General features: G+C 73.1%; 15 protein-coding genes and 1 pseudogene. 11 read left to right on the top strand and 5 right to left on the bottom strand.

The window, feature by feature from the left end:
- Positions 1-168: 168 nt before the first annotated feature.
- Complete coding sequence (gene radC / locus QFW77_RS05505) at positions 169-843, bottom strand: RadC family protein (protein ID WP_280573360.1); 675 nt, start codon at positions 841-843, stop codon at positions 169-171.
- Positions 844-1076: 233 nt separating this feature from the next.
- Between radC and coaBC the strand changes: the two are divergent.
- The 4 genes and pseudogenes from coaBC (at position 1077) to QFW77_RS05485 (ending at position 6360) form a co-directional block, all read left to right on the top strand.
- Positions 1077-2299: pseudogene (coaBC, locus tag QFW77_RS05500) on the top strand (bifunctional phosphopantothenoylcysteine decarboxylase/phosphopantothenate--cysteine ligase CoaBC).
- A gap of 48 nt (positions 2300-2347) precedes the next feature.
- The gene (dut, locus tag QFW77_RS05495; protein ID WP_280573359.1) at positions 2348-2806 is read left to right on the top strand and encodes a dUTP diphosphatase; all 459 of its coding nucleotides are present in this window, start codon (positions 2348-2350) and stop codon (positions 2804-2806) included.
- Between the two features lie 13 nt (positions 2807-2819).
- Positions 2820-5132, top strand: coding sequence for a phosphomannomutase/phosphoglucomutase (locus QFW77_RS05490; protein WP_280573357.1), 2313 nt, complete (start codon positions 2820-2822; stop codon positions 5130-5132).
- Positions 5133-5499: 367 nt separating this feature from the next.
- Positions 5500-6360, top strand: a complete 861-nt coding sequence (locus tag QFW77_RS05485; RefSeq protein WP_280573356.1) for a DNA ligase — start codon at positions 5500-5502, stop codon at positions 6358-6360.
- Positions 6361-6506: 146 nt separating this feature from the next.
- Here QFW77_RS05485 and QFW77_RS05480 read toward each other — a convergent pair whose 3' ends face one another.
- From QFW77_RS05480 to QFW77_RS05470, 3 genes are read right to left on the bottom strand one after another with little or no spacing between them, the layout of a single operon-like run.
- Positions 6507-7154 carry a hypothetical protein gene (locus QFW77_RS05480; protein WP_280573355.1) on the bottom strand — a complete coding sequence of 216 codons (648 nt, stop codon included), beginning with the start codon at positions 7152-7154 and terminating at the stop codon, positions 6507-6509.
- A gap of 37 nt (positions 7155-7191) precedes the next feature.
- Positions 7192-7848 (bottom strand): orotate phosphoribosyltransferase, encoded by a 657-nt coding sequence (gene pyrE / locus QFW77_RS05475; protein ID WP_280573354.1) that lies wholly within the window; start codon positions 7846-7848, stop codon positions 7192-7194.
- Positions 7845-8357, bottom strand: coding sequence for a GNAT family N-acetyltransferase (locus QFW77_RS05470; RefSeq protein ID WP_280573353.1), 513 nt, complete (start codon positions 8355-8357; stop codon positions 7845-7847). The genes pyrE and QFW77_RS05470 overlap by 4 nt, the downstream gene beginning before the upstream one ends.
- A 74-nt stretch (positions 8358-8431) precedes the next feature.
- On the opposite strand from QFW77_RS05470, the gene QFW77_RS05465 reads away from it, so the two are divergent.
- The 7 genes from QFW77_RS05465 (at position 8432) to QFW77_RS05435 (ending at position 16096) form a co-directional block, all read left to right on the top strand.
- Positions 8432-9232, top strand: coding sequence for an exodeoxyribonuclease III (locus QFW77_RS05465; RefSeq protein WP_280573352.1), 801 nt, complete (start codon positions 8432-8434; stop codon positions 9230-9232).
- Complete coding sequence (locus QFW77_RS05460; RefSeq protein ID WP_280573351.1) at positions 9229-10569, top strand: AmpG family muropeptide MFS transporter; 1341 nt, start codon at positions 9229-9231, stop codon at positions 10567-10569. Before QFW77_RS05465 ends, QFW77_RS05460 begins: the two co-directional genes overlap by 4 nt.
- Entirely contained in the window at positions 10566-10844 is a 279-nt protein-coding gene (locus QFW77_RS05455) for a hypothetical protein (protein ID WP_280573350.1), read from the top strand. The genes QFW77_RS05460 and QFW77_RS05455 overlap by 4 nt, the downstream gene beginning before the upstream one ends.
- Before the next feature lie 88 nt (positions 10845-10932).
- Positions 10933-11703 carry an NYN domain-containing protein gene (locus QFW77_RS05450; RefSeq protein ID WP_280573348.1) on the top strand — a complete coding sequence of 257 codons (771 nt, stop codon included), beginning with the start codon at positions 10933-10935 and terminating at the stop codon, positions 11701-11703.
- 133 nt (positions 11704-11836) lie between these two features.
- Positions 11837-12514 carry a response regulator gene (locus QFW77_RS05445; RefSeq protein ID WP_280573347.1) on the top strand — a complete coding sequence of 226 codons (678 nt, stop codon included), beginning with the start codon at positions 11837-11839 and terminating at the stop codon, positions 12512-12514.
- A 188-nt stretch (positions 12515-12702) separates the two neighbouring features.
- Positions 12703-14382: a sensor histidine kinase gene (locus QFW77_RS05440; RefSeq protein ID WP_280573346.1), complete on the top strand. Its 1680-nt coding sequence runs from the start codon at positions 12703-12705 to the stop codon at positions 14380-14382.
- Positions 14383-14509: 127 nt separating this feature from the next.
- On the top strand, positions 14510-16096 hold the full coding sequence (locus QFW77_RS05435; RefSeq protein ID WP_280573345.1) for a YadA-like family protein: 1587 nt from the start codon (positions 14510-14512) through the stop codon (positions 16094-16096).
- 129 nt (positions 16097-16225) lie between these two features.
- Here the strand turns inward: QFW77_RS05435 and QFW77_RS05430 are convergent, their stop codons facing one another.
- Positions 16226-18448: a primosomal protein N' gene (locus QFW77_RS05430; protein ID WP_280573344.1), complete on the bottom strand. Its 2223-nt coding sequence runs from the start codon at positions 18446-18448 to the stop codon at positions 16226-16228.
- Positions 18449-18492 lie beyond the last annotated feature (44 nt).

The following is an 18492-nucleotide window of genomic DNA, read 5'->3' as shown; positions in this document are numbered from 1 at the left end:
GGACCGCGGCGGGGGCCGCGGGACCGGGCGGCGGCGCCGGGCCCCGAATGGCCAGGCGCCGCCAGCCCGGATGCCGGCCGACGGGCATCGTTCCGGTGCCGACCGCGCGACCCTCGAGCAGTCGACACGCTCCTGCTGCGGGCAGCGGAGTCGGTGGCCGGCGTGGCGCTACACCCAGCCGCGTGCGGCCAGCGAGACCGGCGCGCCGTCGCCGATCACGAAATGGTCGAGCAGGCGCACGTCGACCAGGGCCAGGGCCTGCTTGAGGCGGGCGGTGACGGCGCGGTCGGCGGCGCTGGGCTCGCGGCAGCCGCTGGGGTGGTTGTGGCCGACGATCAGCGCCGCGGCGTTGTGCGCCAGCGCGCGCCGCACCACCTCGCGCGGATGCACCTCGGCGCTGTTCACGGTCCCGTTGAACAGCTCCTCGAAGGCGAGCGCCCGGTGGCGGTGGTCGAGGAACAGCACCGCGAAGACCTCGTGCGCCCGCGCGCGCAGGCGCTGGGCGAAGTAGCGCCCGGCGGCGGCCGGATCGGTCATCGCCTCGCCGCGCGCCAGGTCCGCGGCCAGGTAGCGGGCGCACAGCTCCAGCGCCGCCGCCAGGCGCGAGGCGCGCGCCGGCCCCAGGCCCGGCAGCTCCGCGAGCTCGGCCGGCTCGCGCTCGAGCAGCGCGCGCAGCGGGCCGTGCGCCCCGAGCAGCTCGCGCGCGGTCGTCACCGCGTCGCGGCCGCGCAGCCCGGAGCCCAGGAAGATCGCCAGCAGTTCGGCGTCCGAGAGCACCCCGGCGCCCCGAACCAGCAGCTTTTCGCGGGGGCGTTCTTGGCTGGGCCAGTCGCGGATGTGCATGGCGGGCTCCGGAAACGGGCCGGCCCTGGCGGGCGCGGCACCAGGCATGCGAAGGGCGCTGACGGCCGGACGGCATCACGACAGGGGATGAGCCGTGAGACCGGAGCCGGGGAGCTGCGCCCGGCCGCCAGCGCGCTTCATTTCACGGCAGCCGGGGCGGCCGCGCAGCAGGGGCTTGCCGTGCCATCGGGTAAGCTGGACCCCCGCGCACCCGTAGGACTTTTCCCACGCCGATGGCCGCCGACCCTTCCAGCCTCAGCGGGCAGCGCGTGCTGCTGTGCGTGAGCGGCGGTATCGCCGCGTACAAGGCCCCCGAACTGGTGCGCCGGCTGCGCGATGCCGGGGCGGTGGTGCGGGTGGCGATGACCGAACACGCGCAGCGCTTCGTCGGCGGTGCCACCTTCCAGGCGGTGTCCGGCGAGCCGGTCCGCACCTCGCTCTGGGATGCCGCCGCCGAGGCGGCGATGGGGCACCTGGAGCTTGCGGCCTGGGCCGACCGGGTGCTGGTGGCGCCCGCCACCGCCGACATCATCGCGCGGCTGGCCCACGGCCTGGCCGACGATCTGGTCGCCACGCTGTGCCTGGCCACGGAGGCGCCGCTGGCGATCGCGCCGGCGATGAACCACCGCATGTGGCGTCACCCCGCCACCCGCGCCAACGTCGCGACCCTGCGGGGATGGGGCGTCCAGGTGATCGGCCCCGACGACGGGCCGCTCGCCGAGGGCGAATCCGGACCCGGGCGCCTGCGCGAGCCCGGCGCGATCGTCGCCGAACTGGCCGCGGCGGCAGGATGAGCGGCGCGCTGGCGGGCAGGCGCGTGGTGGTCAGCGCCGGGCCGACCTACGAGGACATCGACCCGGTGCGCTTCATCGGCAACCGCAGCAGCGGCAAGATGGGCTTCGCCGTGGCCGCCGCCGCGGCCGCGCGCGGCGCCGAGGTGGTGCTGGTGGCCGGCCCGGTGCACCTGCCCGCGCCCGAGGGGGTCCGCCGCGTCGACGTGCGCTCGGCCGCGCAGATGCGCGAGCAGGTGCTGGCGGCGCTGCCGGCCGAGGTGTACATCGGCGCCGCGGCGGTCGCCGACTATGCGCCGCGCAGCATCGCCCGGGGCAAGATGAAGAAGACCGGCGCCACCCTCACCCTCGAGCTGGTGCGCACGCCGGACATCCTCGCCGGGATCGCGGTCCACCCGCGGCGGCCGACACTGGTGGTCGGGTTCGCGGCCGAGACCGACGACGTCGAGCGCTACGCCCGCGGCAAGCTGGTGGACAAGAAGCTCGACATGATCGCCGCCAACCGCGTCGGCGTGCCCGGCAGCGGCTTCGAGTGCGACGACAACGCGCTGAGCGTCTACTGGCCGGGGGGGGCGCGCGAACTGGGCCCGGCGCCGAAGACGCAGCTGGCCGATGCGCTCCTCGACCTCATCGAGACGCGCCTGCAGGTACAAGGCTGCGCCTAGCCGTACATTCATGCCGCGCCGCGGCCGCTTCGACACGGAAACCCGCCGATGCAGCACACGCTCCAGGTCAGATGCCTCGATCCACGCCACGGCGGCGAATGGCCGCTGCCGCGCTACGCCACCGAAGGCAGCGCCGGCCTGGACCTGCGCGCCGCGCTCGACGCGCCGCTGACGCTGCAACCCGGCGATGCCGAGCTGGTGCCTTCCGGGATCGCCATCCACCTCGCCGACGCGACGCTGTGCGCGGTGGTGCTGCCGCGCTCCGGACTGGGCCACCGCCACGGCATCGTGCTCGGCAACGGCACCGGGCTGATCGACTCGGATTACCAGGGACCGCTGCTGATCAGCGTGTTCAACCGCGGCCGCGAGGCCTACAGCATCGCGCCGGGCGACCGCATCGCCCAGCTGGTGGTCCTGCCGGTCGTGCGGGCCACCCTCGAATTGGTGGATACTTTCGTCGACAGCGCGCGCGGCGCGGGCGGCTTCGGCCACACCGGCACCCGCTGACCAGGGGAGAGAGATGAGCGAGACGCAACCGCACAAGGCGCGCCAGACACTGGCGCAGATCCGGCCCTACCTGCCGTTCCTCGCGGTGCTGCTGGCGGCACTCGCGCTGTGGCTGGCGTGGAGCGGCTGGCGCCAGATGCAGGGCGACGCCAACCGTGCCGCCCTGGAGCAGACCCGCGACGCCACCGTCGACGCGACGGCGAGGGCGCTCGCCGGCGACCTCGAGAACCTCACCGGCCGCCTGCAGTCGGAGCGGGTGCAGCGCGCGCTCGCCGCCGACGACCTGGAAAGCGCGGCGGCGGCGCTGGCCGCCGACTGGCCGGGGCTGGAGGAAGCGGCGATCTACCTGCCCGACCTGGAAAGCGTCTATGCCGGTCTGGACGAGGGCGGCTTCGGCCGCGCCGCGGTGCTGGAAAGCGCGCTGGTCGAGGACCGGCCGGTGACCTGGGTGATCCGCGAGGCGGACGGCCCGCGGGTGGCCCTGGCCGCGCCGGCACGCGCCGGCGAACGGCTGGTCGGGGTGGCGTTCGTGCGCCTGCCGATGGCGCGCGCCACGCTGCCGCTGCAGCACGCCCATCTCGACGAGGGCAGCATGTACCTGGGCCTGCGCCAGGGCGGGGTGACCCTGCTCGAGCGCGGCAACCCGGAGTACATCGAGGCCGCCGAACGGATGGCCACCGCCGTGCCCGGCACCGGGCTGCGGGTGGTCGCGGCGTCGCCGCGGGCGGTGGCCGCGCCATTCGGGCTGGCCGGGATTCCCGCCTTCGCGGTGGCGGCGGTCCTGCTGCTGCTCGCGTTCTTCGTCTGGCGGGTGCTGCCGGGGATGGCCCGCGAGGCCAGCGCCGAGGACGACCAGTCGCCGACCCTCACCCAGGCGCTCACCGAGCCCACCGCCGAGCCGGCGGCCGCGAAGCTGGAGGTGCGCGACGCGCCGAAGCCGGCGCCGGTGCGCATCGACCGCGGGATCTTCCGCGCCTACGACATCCGCGGCGTGGTCGGCGAGTCGCTCGATGCCGGCGTGGCCGAACTGATCGGCCAGGCGATCGGTTCGCTGATGCGCGAGAAGGACCTCGGCGACATCGTGATCGGCCGCGACGGCCGGCTGTCCGGGCCGGACCTGGTGGCCGGCCTGGTCGAGGGCCTGCGCAAGGCCGGGCGCAACGTCATCGACATCGGCATGGTGCCGACCCCGGTGGTGTACTTCGGCGCCTTCCAGCTGCGCACCGGCTGCTGCATCTCGGTCACCGGCAGCCACAACCCGCCCGACTACAACGGCTTCAAGATCGTGGTCGGCGGCGAAACCCTGTCCGGCGACGCCATCACCGACCTCTACGCCCGCATCGCCGAGGACCGCCTGCACACCGCCAAGGCGCCCGGCGGCCTGTCCGAGCGCGACATCGCCGACGACTACGTCGACCGCATCGCCAACGACGTGCAGGTCGACCAGCGCCTCAAGGTGGTGGTCGACGCCGGCAACGGCGTGGCCGGCGAGATCGGCCCGCGCGTGCTCGAGGCGATCGGCGCCGAGGTGGTGCCGCTGTACTGCGAGATCGACGGCACCTTTCCCAACCACCACCCCGACCCCAGCGATCCGCACAACCTCGAGGACCTGGTGCGGATGGTGCAGCGCCTCGACGCCGACCTGGGCATCGCCTTCGACGGCGACGGCGACCGGCTCGGCGTGGTGACCCGGGAAGGCGACAACATCTATCCCGACCGCCTGCTGATGCTGTTCGCGGCCGACGTGCTCGAGCGCAACCCCGGCGCGGTGATCGTGTACGACGTCAAGTGCAGCGGGCGCCTGCCCGGCCACATCCTGCGCCACGGCGGCAGCCCGCTGATGTGGAAGACCGGCCATTCGCTGATCAAGGCCAAGATGCGCGAGACCGAGGCCGAGCTTGCCGGCGAGATGAGCGGCCATTTCTTCTTCCAGGAACGCTGGTACGGCTTCGACGACGGCATCTACGCCGCCGCGCGGCTGCTGGAGATCCTCGCTTCCCGCGACGAGGCGCCGGGCGAGGTGCTGCGCGCGCTGCCCAACGGCGTGTCCACCCCGGAGATCAAGGTCGAGGCCCCGGGCGGCGACCCGCACGCGTTCGTCGAGCGCTTCCACGACAGCGCCCGCCTCGAGGGCGCGCGGCTGTCGACCATCGACGGCGTGCGCGCCGACTGGGCCGACGGCTGGGGCCTGGTCCGCGCCTCCAACACCACGCCGGTACTGGTGCTGCGCTTCGACGCCGACGACGAGCAGGCGCTCTCGCGCATCAAGGAAGCGTTTCGCGAGCAGCTGCTGGCGGTGGATCCGCAGCTGCAGCTGCCGTTCTGAGCGTTCGGCGCGATCCGACTCGAAGATCGACCGAGCGGCCTCGGTGGTGAAGATCGGCATCGAGGCGCGCAACCTCCTCGTGGAGGTAGGCGATCACGACATCGATTGCAGGCTCGGCGGAATCGCCCCCGCGCAATCGAACTCGCAGTTCGTACGCAAGGCCTGACGGCCGGCGCGGGCCGGGAGATCCGCCCGGTCGGAGAGCGCGGGCAGGCGCGAAGCCCGGCTGCTGGGCCGAACGACGATTGTTTGTGCGCCGCGCCGCGAAGGCTGGCGGTTTTCCTACACCGGGTTCCGCCACGCGCCGACGGCGACGCGCCTGCCCCCACGCGAGGATGCGGCATCGCCTCCGTCACGGGTATCGATCGTGCGCCAGCCGTTCGCCGCGTTGTTGTCGCTGCTGCTTTGGACCGTCGTGCCGGCGGTATCGGCCGCCACGCCGCCGCGGCTGATGCTGGCGACGCGCTACGAGCCGGGCCTCCAGGTGGCCGACTACTGGGTCAGCGAGAAGCTCGACGGGGTGCGCGGGCGCTGGGACGGGCGCGCGCTGTGGACGCGCGGTGGAAACCCTGTCGACGCACCCGCCTGGTTCACCCGCGGCTGGCCGGCCGAACCCATGGACGGCGAACTGTGGATCGGCCGCGGCCGCTTCGAGGAGGTCAGCGGACTGGTGCGCGCTGGCGCGGCGGATGCCGCCGCCTGGCGGCGGGTGCGTTTCATGGTGTTCGACCTGCCGCAGGCCGGTGGGGCATTCGGCGGGCGGGTGGTGCGCATGCGCGAGTTGACGCACGCCGCGGGCGTCCCCTGGCTGCAGCCGGTCCCGCAGCGGCGGCTGCCCGATGCCGCGGCGCTCGAGGCGCGGCTGCGGGCGGTGGTGGCCGCCGGCGGCGAGGGGTTGATGCTGCACCACGGTGAAGCCCGCTACCGGGTGGGGCGTAGCGATCGCCTGCTCAAGCTCAAGCCGTTCGACGACGCGGAAGCGCGCGTGGTGGCGCACCTGCCCGGCCAGGGCAAGTACGCCGGCATGACCGGTTCGCTGCTGGTCGAGCGCGCCGACGGGATGCGTTTCCGGCTCGGCAGCGGCCTGAGCGACGCGCAGCGCGCGGCGCCGCCGCCGATCGGCAGCCACGTGACCTACCGCTACAGCGGGTTGACCGTGAACGGGGTGCCGCGTTTCGCCAGGTTCCTGCGGGTGAGACCGGAGTTGCCGCCGGCGGATCCGGAGTGAGCGGAGTGGTGGCGGCATCCGTGGGGGAGATCCGCGCGCAGGGATTCCTAGGTTGCGGCATCTCGCCCGAGACCAGGGCGGCGCGGGTCTTCGCGGCGATGGGCCGCTCCTGCGGGAGAACCGAGCCGCCGCGGGAACGGGTGGCGTCAGCCCTGGTCCGAGCCGGGGCGCTTGATCTCGCGGTAGCGCTCCAGCGCCTGTTCGAGATCGTCGTTGAGGTTGGCCTGTTCGCCGAGCTGCTGCTCCAGGATCGTCTGCTGGCGCAGCAGGTCGGCGTGCTGGCCGACGATGCTGTCGAGCAGCGGCTTTCGCACCGGCTGTTCCTGCAGTTCCAGCTCGGCGGCCTGGCGCAGCAGGGTCAGCAGGCTCTGGCGCAGGTTGCCCACGCCCATGCGGGAGGTCTTGACCGATTCCTCGACCAGGGTGATGCGCTCGCCGTAGGCGCGGCGCAGGTCGTCCTCGGTGGCGTAGGAATCCACCATCGCCAGGTCGCGGCGGCGGGCTGCGGTCTCGGCGTCGGCTTCGGCGGCGGCCTGCTGCGCGGCGCGGCGGGCGGCGGCGCGCTCCTCCTCGCTCATCGCCCGGTCCACCTCCGCCCGGCGCAGGCCGGTGGCGGCGCTGATCTCGGTCCGGGCGCTGTCCACGGCCGAGGCCGGCAGGGCGTCGCCGCAGACCTTGCGGCCATCCTCCTCCCAGCAGTACAGCCGCTTGGCCTGCTGGCCGCCGCGCTGCGCGCCGGCGGCCACGGGCGCCAGCAGCATCGCGAGGCAGGCGATCTGGATCAGGTTCTTCATCACGCTCCCGTCCCCCCGGTCGGTCGAATGAGTGGCGTCAGTCGCAGCCATAGCGCTCGCGGTAGCCGCGCAGCCGGCCGTGTTCGGCAGACAGTGTCGCGCTTTCGGCGGCGAACGCAAGCAGATCCGCCAGCGTTGCGACGGCGATCACCGGGATCCCGTGCGCCTGGGCGACCGCCTGGGCGGCCGAGCGGCGCGGACGGGCGTGCTCGTCCATCACTTCCTGGCGGTCGAGCGCGATCGCGATCCCGGCCGGCCGGCCGCCGCCGTGCTCGATCAGCGCCAGCGCCTCGCGGATCGCGGTGCCGGCGGTGATCACGTCGTCCACCACCAGCACCCGGCGGCCTTCGAGCGGCGCGCCGATCAGGGTCCCGCCCTCGCCGTGCGTCTTGGCCTCCTTGCGGTTGAAGGCCACCGGCAGGTCGCGGCCGCGCCGCGCGTACTCGCAGGCCAGCGCGGTGGCCAGGGGGATGCCCTTGTAGGCCGGGCCGTACAGCAGGTCGAACGCCGGCGCGGCGGCGTCCACGGCATCGGCGTAGCACCCCGCCAACTCCGCCAGTGCCGCCCCGGAATCGAACCGGCCGGCGTTGAAGAAGTAGGGGCTCGCGCGTCCGGACTTCAGGGTGAATTCGCCGAAGCGCAGGGCGTCGGCACGCAGGGCCAGCTGAAGGAAACGGGTCCGATGGTCGCTCATGCGCCGCATTCTCCCATGCCCAGGCGCCGGACCAGCAGGTGCTGGGGACCGGCGCTGCCGCCCTGGTGGAGTTCGCCGGTATCGGTGAAGCCCGCGCCGAGATAGGCGCGCACCGCGGCGCGGTTGGCGGCGTGCACGTTGAGCAGCAGCAGGCGCCGTGCCGGGCGCCGCCGCTCCAGGTCCGCGCAGCAGGCGGCGACCGCACGCGTCCCCAGGCCGCGGCCCTGCACGCAACGGTCCAGCACCAGGCTGCGCAGGCTGACCACGGCGCGGCCGGGCCACCGGCGCGCCGCCACGGTCAGGGCGTAGTCGAGCCGGTAGAAGCCCACGACCTCGTCGCCGAGCAGGATCGCCATCGCGTCGCAGCGCGGCTCGACCAGGGCGCGGCCGACGTTCAAGGCGATGTCGCCGACGTAGCGCTGCTGGCCGGCCGCGAGCCGCAGGCGCCGCGCGGCGTCGGCCTGGGCCGGCGCCAGCCGCGTCACGCGCAGTTCGGAAGACCGGTCCATGGCCGATCATACGGCCGCCGGGGCCGCGCGCGAATCCGGTAGGCTTGGCGCCGGACCCCGGCTTGCGTCATCCCATGAGAATCATCAGTTTCAACGCCAACGGCCTGCGCTCGGCCGCCACCAAGGGCTTCTTCGACTGGTTCGCCGGGCAGGATGCCGACGTCCTCTGCGTGCAGGAGACCAAGGCCCAGGAGCACCAGCTCGCCGGCGATGCGTTCCGCCCGCCCGGCTACAACGTGGTCTTCCGCGACGCCATCACCAAGAAGGGCTACAGCGGGGTGGCGATCTACAGCCGCCGCCAGCCCGACGAGATCCTGCCTGCCCTCGGCTGGGCGCCGTTCGACGACGAGGGGCGCTATCTGGAGGCGCGCTTCGGCAATCTCAGCGTGGTCTCGTTCTACATCCCCTCCGGATCCTCCGGCGAGCTGCGCCAGGGCTTCAAGTTCGAGGTGATGGAGTGGCTGCGGCCGATCCTCGACCAGTGGCTGGCGAGCGGCCGCGACTACGTGCTGTGCGGCGACTGGAACATCGTCCGCGCCCGCAACGACATCAAGAACTGGACCGGCAACCAGAAGAACTCCGGCTGCCTGCCGCCGGAGCGCGCCTGGCTCAACGGCATGATCGCCGACGCCTGCGGCGACGGATCGCCGCAGCCGGCGCACGGTTGGGTCGACAGCTTCCGCGCGCTCAAGCCCGACGCGGTGGAATACACCTGGTGGAGCCAGCGCGGCGCGGCGCGCGCCAACAACGTGGGGTGGCGGATCGACTACCAGCTGGTCACGCCGTCGCTGCGCGAACGGCTGGCCGGCTGTTCGGTCGCCCGCGAGCCACGCTTCTCCGACCACGCGCCCTACATCGTGGACTACCGCGAATGACGGCGGGCGGCAGCGGCGCGGTCGCGCCCTCCTACAAGGGCTGGGCCGGGATCCGCCGCGCCTTCGGCACGCCCTCGGCGCTGACCATGCTGCTGCTCGGCTTCGGTTCCGGCCTGCCGTTCCTGCTGATCGCCTCGATGACGCTGTCCACCCGCTTGCGCGACGTGGGCCTGGACCTGGGCAGCATCGGGCTGATCAGCCTGGCCAGCTTCTTCTATCTGCTCAAGTTCCTGTGGGCGCCCCTGATCGACCGCTACGCGTTCCCGCTCACCGCGTTCCTCGGCCGGCGGCGGTCGTGGCTTCTGGCCTCGCAGCTGCTGGTGGCGGTGAGCCTCGGGGCGCTGGCGCTGTCGCGGCCCGAGATGGGGGTCACCACGCTGGTGCTGTGGGTGCTGATCGGCTCGTTCGCCGGTGCCACCCAGGACTCTGTGGTGGATGCCTACCGCATCGAGGTCGCGCCGGCGGCCGCCCAGGCGGCGCTGGCGGCCACCTACACCCTGGGCTACCGTTTCGGCCTGATTCTCGGCGGCGCCGGGGCGTTGTACCTGGCCGAGTTCCAGGGCTGGCAGTGGGCCTACATGGCGATGGCGGCGCTGATGGCGCTGCCGATCGTCACCACCCTGGTCTGCCGCGAGCCGGTCGCGCCGGAGGCCACGGTGGTGCGGCGGATCGATTTCTTCGGCGCGTTCTGGCAGCCGTTCACCAGCTTCTTCTCGCACAACGGACTGCTGCTCGGGCTGGCGCTGCTCGCCTTCGTCGGGCTGTTCAAGTTCCCGGATCAGGTGATCGGGGTGATGGCCGGTCCGTTCTACCTCGACTCGGGCTACACCAAGGCCGACATCGCCACGGTGTCCAAGCTCTACGGGGTGTGGCTGGGAATCGGCGGGGCGTTCCTCGGCGGCGTGTGCGTGGCGGCGTTCGGGTTCCGCCGGATGCTGTTCCTGGCCGCGCTCGGGGTGGCGCTGTCGAATCTCGCGTTCCTGCTGATGGCACAGTACCCGGCGCAGATCTGGGCGTTCTACGCGGCGATCAGCGCCGACAACCTGTTCCAGGGTTTCGCCGGGGTGGTGCTGGTGGCGTTCATGTCGTCGCTGACCGACCGCAACTTCACCGCCACCCAGTACGCGCTGCTGGTGTCGCTGGCCAACCTGCCCGGCAAGTTCGTCGGCGGCGTCTCCGGATTCATCGTCGAGGCGAGCTCCTACAGCACCTTCTTCCTGCTCAGCGCGCTGACGGTGGTTCCGACCTTGCTGCTGCTCGCCTGGCTATGGCAGCGTATCGTCGAGCCGGTCCGGGAAGCCGGCGCGGCCGCCGCGGGCGGCGGGAGCGGCGCATGACCGACATCGTGCTCAGGGACGTCGACGACATCCTCGCCGACCGCATCCGCAGGGTCGCCGACCGCCGCGGCTGGGACCTGCCGCATACCCTGCTGCACCTGCTCGAGCGCGGCCTGCACGTGTGCGAGGACGAGGGCGCGGTGCGCTTCGACAGCGACGAATCCGAGGTGCTGCAGCAGGCGCTGGAGGCGTTGCGCGGCGTGCCGGACGATCCGGGCTACTCGCTGATCGGCCGGGTCCGCCCGCCGCCGGGGCGCGAAGGCGCCGAGAGCTGACGCCCGGATCCGCCCGGGCCGCCGCGGAACGGCGGGCACCGGCGGGGATCGGTTACGCTGCCCGCAACGCAACCGGAATTCCGAAGACATGGCCGACACCGAGCTGCGCATCGCGCTGCTGATCGATGCCGACAACGCCCCCTCCAGCAAGATCGAGCCGATCCTGACCGAACTGGCGCGGCACGGCGTGGCCAACGTGCGCCGCGCCTACGGCAACTGGAAGAACCCGCATCTCAAGGGCTGGGAGGAGGCCCTGCACGCCTACGCGATCCGGCCGATCCAGCAGTTCGCCTACACCAGCGGCAAGAACGCCTCGGACATGGCGATGGTGATCGACGCCATGGACCTGCTGTACGCGCGCACCCTCGACGGCTTCGCCATCGTCTCCAGCGATGCCGACTTCACCCCGCTGGTGATGCGCCTGCGCAACGAGAACATGCGCGTGTTCGGTTTCGGCCAGGAGAAGACCCCGGCGCCGTTCGTGAAGGCGTGCTCGACGTTCCTCTACGTCGAGAAGCTCGGGGTGTCGGACCAGGAAGACAGCGTGCGCGCGACCCGCCCCAAGCGCAGCGAGGACCTGCTGCGCGACGCCAATCTGGTGCACCTGTTGCGCAACGCGGTCAGCGCCACCGCCGACGATTCCGGCTGGTCGCACCTGGGCGTGGTCGGCAGCCACATCCGCAACCAGACCTCCTTCGACGAGCGCAACTACGGCTACCGCAACCTCAGCGCGCTGATCGAGGCCACCGGCCTGTTCGAACTGCGCCGCGAAGGCCAGATGGTGGAGATCCGCGAGCTGCCGAAGGCTGCGGCCAAACCCAAGTCCCGCTCGCGTGGGCGCAAGAAGGTCGCGGCGTAGCGCCGCCGTGGTGCTTGCAGGGCGCCTGCTCGCCTGGCCGATGCGCCCCGCCCGGCGCGAGACTTCCCGGCCGCGGCCGCCGCGCTAGACTGGAACCGATCCCATGCCATCGGGTCGGGGGGGCACGACCACCATGACGCTGCACCCGGTCGCACTCACGCCGGCCCTGATCGTCGAGGACGACGATGGCGATCGGCGGCGGATCCAGGGGCTGCTCGAGGGCCTGGTCGCTGGCGACCGCATCGACTGGGCCGGCGATCTGGCCTCGGCACGCGCCCGGCTCGCCGGTGGCGGGTATGCGCTCGCCCTGGTCGATGTGCAGCTGCCCGACGGATCCGGCATCGATCTGATCGGCTGGATCGGCGCGCATGCGCCGCATACCGCCGCGGTGATCGTCTCGTCCTGGGCGGCCGAGGACACCGTGCTGGCCGGCATCCGTGCCGGCGCCATCGGCTATCTGCTCAAGAGCGGCAGCGACGAGGAGCTGCGGATCGCATTGCGCAGCCTGGCGCGCGGTGGCGCGCCGGTCGATCCGCTGATCGCGCGACGGATCCTGGAGATGGTGTCCGCCGTGCCCCCCGCGCGCGGCGATCCGCACGGGCCGGAAGCCGCGCCGCCGCCGTTGTCGGGCCGCGAATCCGAGATTCTCCACCTGGTCGCCCGCGGACTGAGCAACCGCGAGATCGCCGAGGTACTGGACCTGTCCCGGTTGACCATCGAGGGCTATACCAAGGGGATCTATCGCAAGCTTGCGGTGGGCTCGCGTACCGCTGCGGTATTCGAGGCAAGGTCGCTGGGCCTGCTGGAGTGATGCGCGGCGCGGGAGGTTCGCGATGGCTGCTCCGCTGGCTGAGCCTGGCCTTCCTGATGGGTGCGCTCGGCCTCGCGTGCGCCCAGGCACCGGTTCCGGACGCGCGAACGCTCCGGCACGCCGAAGCCGTCCGCGGTACCTGGAGCGATACGGCACCGCCCGAGCAAGGCTGGGTGCCGGTCGAGCTGATGGACGTCTGGACCACCCGCTGGCCCGGCCACGACGGCGTGGTCTGGTATCGCATGCGCTGGCACCAGGACCACGCCGGGCCGACCGGCCTGCTGGTCGAGTACGCGAGCATGGCCGGCGCGGTGTACGTCAACGGCAGCCTGGTGGCGCGGGATGCGCACCTGGCCGAACCGCTGTCGCGCACCTGGGTGGCGCCGCGGTACTTTCTGCTGTCGCCGCCGCTGCTGCGTACCGGCGAGAACACGCTGCTGGTGCGGGTGTCGGGCCTGGCGGCCTATCAGCCCGGCTTCGGTACGGTGGCGCTGGGCGCCCCCTCCGCCGTGCACGCGCAGTACTCGCGCGAGCACGCGCGCCGCTACGACATCAAGCTGGTGAATCTCGGGATGACCGTCGTGCTCGGCGGGGTGTTTCTGATGATCTGGCTGCTGCGGCGGCAGGACAGCGTGTACGGCTGGTTCGCGCTGACCGAACTGTTCGCCGCGCTGTACGCCGCCAATTTCCTGGTGTCCAGCCCCTGGCCGTTTTCCACCACCGACGGCTGGCAGGCGTTCATCGCCGCGATGTACGTCTGCGCCGGCGCGAGCTACGCGATGTTCCTGCTGCGCTACTGCGAGCGCCGGTTTCCGCGGCTGGAGCGGGCCATGGCCCTGCTCTGCGGCGCGGCACTGGCGGCGGCCCTGCTCGCGCCGGGCTGGATGGGGCCGGGGCGCACCCCGTGGATCGTCGTCGGGGCCCTGTTCTACTACGGCTCGATCGGCTTTTTCCTGGTCCAGGCGTGGCGCCGCCGGCGGGTCGACACCACGGTGCTGGCGCTGTGCGTGGTCACGCCGGTGCTGGTGTCGTTCCACGATTTCGCGCTGTTCATGGGCTGGGCACGCGGCGATACCTACCTGCTCGGGCTGACCTCGGTGTTCACTCTGCTCGGCATCGGCTTCGTGCTCGCCTATCGGTTCGTCAGCGCGATGCGCCGCGTGGAGGGGTTCAATGTCGAACTGGGACAGCGGATCCGGCAGGCGACGGAGGAGTTGGCGCAGTCGCTGACGCGGCAGCACGCGCTGGAGCTTGCGCACAGCCGCGCCGGCGAGCGCCTGCAGCTGGTCCGCGACCTGCACGATGGATTCGGCGGCACGCTCGTCGGGGCGATCGCCCGACTGGAGCAGGCGCCGCAGGAGCTGCCTCCGGCGGCCGTCATGGCGATGTTGCGCGAGATGCGCGACGACCTCCGCCTGGTGATCGACAGCACCGCGCGCGAGTGCGGGGATCTCGAGGGCCTGATCGCACCCCTGCGCCACCGGAGTGCGCAGCTGCTGGAGGCGGCGGGCATCGACGCACGCTGGCATCTCGAAGGCCTGGCGGGCGCGGCGCTGGAGAGCCATCGCGCCCTGGATCTGCTGCGTCTGCTGCAGGAGGCGCTGACCAACGTGTTCCGGCACAGCCGCGCGCGGCGCGTCGACGTACGGCTGGTCCGCGAAGGCAGCCGGGTCCGGGTGGAAGTGCGCGACGACGGGTCCGGCATGGCGGCGTCCCCGGCGCCGGGCGGCGCCGGGCTGGCGAGCATGCGGCAGCGCGCCGCACGGCTCGGCGGAGCGCTGCGCGTGGATTCGAACGCGGCGGGCACGGTCGCGACCTTCGATTTCCCGCTGGCCGCGCCGCTGGCGCCCGGGGTCCAGACCCCCTGATTTCGGGGATAGGCGTCCCCCGGGGGTGTGGGGACACTGGCGGCATTCCGCTAGGGGGGCGGGTCGGTGCGGCGTGCTCCCTTCATCGCCCAGGGGTGCCTCCGTGTCGAACTCATGTCTCCGGGCCGTGCGCCCGCTCGTTCTCGGGGCGGCCGTTGCGGCAAGCCTCGCGTCGCTTCCAGCCGCGGCCGGGGTCACCTGCCAGCTGCTCGACCCCGACGGCAATGCCATCGGCGACGGTGGCGCCGATGCCGGAAACGACCTCGGGGGCCAGGCGAACGCGCTCGCCTGCGGCCGCAACGCGCTGTCCGCGCCCGGCGCGACGGCGGTGGGCGCGGATGCGCTCGCCAGTGGCGCCGGATCCGTCGCCCTGGGGCGTGAGGCGCGGGCCGAGGGGACCGTGAGCCTGGCGCTCGGGAATGGATCCCGCGCCTCGCATTTCCGGACCATCGCCCTGGGCGGGGCGGCCCAGGCGCTGAACTGGGGTGCCGTCGCCGTGGGTGGCGCCAGCGAGGCCAGCGGACTGTTCACGGTGGGGATCGGGCAGGGAGCGCTCGCCCACGGCGACAACAGCGTCGCCCTCGGGGGCTTTCTGGGCGATTCGTCGAGCCAGACCCGCGTGGAACTCTACACCCGGAGCCTCGCTGTCCAGGCGGTCGCCCTCGGTGCGGCCGCCTTCGGCGGCGCCGAGCGGGCCACGGCGCTGGGCACCGCAAGCCAGGCGCGCGGCGCGCGCAGCGTGGCGCTGGGCGCCTACTCGGCGGCGGACGAAGCCGATGTCGTCTCGCTGGGCCACGGCGCGGACGACCTTGACCATCTGGGCGTCGCCTACGGTACCGCGCTCACCCGGCGGCTGGTCAACGTGGCCGACGGCATCGCCGCCAGCGACGCGGCGACGCTGGGCCAGCTGCAAGGCATGGCCGGCGCGCTGGGCGGGGGTGCCGGCTTCAGCGGCGGCGTGTTCAACGCGCCCAGCTACGTCATCCAGGGAACGAGCCACGCCGACATCGGCTCGGCCTTTGCCGGGGTGGATGCCCGGCTGTCGTCGTTGCAGGACCAGATCGACACGATCGAGCTGACGCCCGGCCCGCAAGGCCCCGAAGGCCCGCAGGGGCCCCAGGGTCCGGTGGGGCCGGGGAGCGAGCTGGCCGCCGAATACGACGATCCGGGCCGCGCAGTGATGACGCTCGGCGGGAGTCAGGGGACGCGAGTGGCGAATGTCGCCGACGGGGAGGCTCCGGGGGACGCGGTCAACAGGGGGCAGATGGACGCCGGCGATGCGGCCACGCTGCAATCGGCCAATGGCTACACCCGGGCCAGCGCCGGGCGCACCCTGGACTCGGCGAATGCATACGCGCGGGGGACCGCGGACGCCGCGCTGCGTGCGGCCAACGAGTACACCGACAGCCAGCTGGCGATGATCGACGACCGTTTCGAGGGGTTCGCCGCCGATGTGGACGCGCGGCTGCGGGGGGTGGACCAGCGCCTGGACCGGATCGCCGCCATGAGCGGTGCGATGTCGGCCGCGGCGATGAACACCGCCGGCCTGGCGGGGCGCAACCGTCTCGGTGTCGGCGTCGGCACCCAGGGCGGCGAGGATGCGTTGGCGATGGGCTACCAGCGCCTGCTGGGCCGGCGGATGAGCGTTTCGCTTTCGGCCGGGTTCGCAGGTGGCGACAGCACCGCGGCCGCGGGCGCCGGCATCAGCTGGTAGGCCTGTCGGCCTGCCACCGCCGTTGCGGGCATTGCGGAGAAGGCCGGCCAGGAGCCTCTCGCGGCGGCGATCGATCCGTCGCGCGGGAGGGATGAGGTGATCCAGAACCCGGGGAGCGCGGGGGGCGGATCAGTAGAGATCCACCGGATCGACGTCCAGCGACCAGCGGGTGCGGCGCGCTTCGGGGAGTGCGTGGATGGCCGGCAGGGCGCGATCCAGCGCCAGGTGCAGGTCGCGGCGCTGCAGCGCCGACAGCGGCAGTTGTGCGCGGTACATTCCGGCGCGGCGCGCCATCGGCGCCGGCAGCGGCCCGTGCAGGACCAGGCCCCCGTCGACGCTGTCGCCGGATCGGGATGCGGCCTCGGCGAGCAGTGCACGCGCGCGCTGCAGGAACGCCATCGGCGGGTCCGCATGCCTGGACTCGGCGCGCAGCAGCGCCATGTGTGCGAACGGCGGGAACCCCGCTTCCTCGCGTTGCGCCAGCTCGCTGGCGGCGAAGGCGTGGTAGCCGCCGTTGATCAAGGTCTGGAGCAGCGGGTGGTCGGGATGATGGGTCTGCAGCAGCACCTCGCCGGCGCGCTCGGCGCGGCCGGCGCGGCCGGCCACCTGGATGAGCAGCTGCGCGAGCTTTTCGGCGGCGCGGAAATCGGCCGAGAACAGGCCCTCGTCGATCCCCACCACCGCCACCAGGGTCAGCCCCGCCAGGTCGTGGCCCTTGGCCAGCATCTGGGTGCCGACCAGCAACCCCGGGCGCTCGCCCAGGGTCTCGAAATGCTTCTGCAGGGCGTCGCGGCGGCGGGTGCTGCCGCGGTCGATGCGCAGCACCGGCACGCGTGCGCCGAAGCGCTGCATCAGCATCTCCTCCAGCCGCTCGGTCCCGACGCCCTGCGGCTGCAGCGCCAGGCCGGCGCAATCGGGGCAGGCCGGCGGGGCGGCCTGGCGATGGCCGCAATGGTGGCATTGCAGCCTGCGGCCGCCGCCGTGCACCGTCATCGCCGCGTCGCAGCGGCGGCACTGGGCGCTCCAGCCGCAATCGTGGCACAGCAGCACCGGTGCGTAGCCGCGGCGGTTGCGGAACACCAGCACCTGGCCGTCGGCCGCCAGCGCGGCATCGATCGCTTCGAGCAGCTCGCGCGACAGCCCGTTGTCGAGCGCTCGCTTGCGCACGTCGAGCACCCGCACCGGGGGCGGCCGGGCGTTGCCGGCGCGCTGCGAAAGCCGCAGGTGCAGATAGCGCCCGCTGCCGGCGTTGTGCAGCGACTCCAGCGATGGCGTGGCGCTGCCCAGCACCACCGGGACCTCCAGCGCCCTGGCGCGGACCAGGGCGAAGTCACGGGCGTGGTAGCGGATCCCGTCCTGCTGCTTGTAGCTGCCGTCGTGTTCCTCGTCGACCACGATCAGTCCGGCCTCCGGCAGCGGCGTGAACACCGCCGAGCGGGTCCCCACCACCACCCGCGCCTCGCCGCGCAGCGCCGCGCTCCAGACCCGGGCGCGCTCGGCGTCGTTGAGCCCCGAGTGGAGCGCATGCACCGGCACCCCGAGGCGGGCACGGAAGCGCGCCAGGGTCTGCGGGGTCAGGCCGATCTCCGGCACCAGCACCAGCGCCTGGCGGCCGCGCGCCAGGCAGTCGGCGATGGCGTGCAGGTAGACCTCGGTCTTGCCGCTGCCGGTGACGCCGTCGAGCAGTAGCGGTGCGAAGCCCGTGCTCGCCAGGACCGCGCCGATCGCCCGGGCCTGTTCGGGATTCGGCTCGGGTCCCGCCCCGGGCGCCGGCGCCAATTGCGAGGCCGGCACCGCGACCCGCTCGACCAGCCCGCGGCCGGCGAGGGTGCGCGCGGCGCCGCGCCAGCCTTCGAGCAGGTCGTCCAGCGCTTCCTCGTCGCGCGGGGCGGCGTGCAGCAGGTCGGCAAGGCGCTTGGGCCGCCCCGCGCGCATCGCCGCCTGGGCGGTGTTGCCCGCCTCGGTCAGCCGCCACGCCCAGGTGCGGGTGTCGGGCTGCGGCTCGCCGCGGCGCAGCGCAGCCGGCAGCGCGGTGGCGAGCACCTCGCCCAGCGGTGCATGGCAGTAGCGCGCCAGCCACTGCAGCGACGCGAACAGCTCCCCGTGCAGCAGCGGTTCCGGGTCGAGCCGCTCGAGCACCTCGCGCAGCTCCGGTGCGGCGGGGTCGGCCGGGCCGGTGGCGGCCACCACCCCGACCAGTTCGCGCGGCCCGAAGGGGACCCGCACCCGGCAGCCCACCGCCGCCTGGTCGGCGCGCCAGGCCGGCGGGGCACGGTAGTCGAACAGCCGCGGCAGCGGCAGCGGCAGGGCGACGCGAAGCACGGCTTCGACGGCTGCGGGGACGGCAGGCATCGCGCCAGTCTATGGGTTTTCGGGGCGCGACCCGACCCCCCCGG

Origin of the sequence: Luteimonas endophytica (assembly GCF_029887875.1) — a bacterium.
Lineage (GTDB): Bacteria > Pseudomonadota > Gammaproteobacteria > Xanthomonadales > Xanthomonadaceae > Luteimonas > Luteimonas endophytica.
This window is presented reverse-complemented; position numbering and strand designations above follow the sequence as displayed.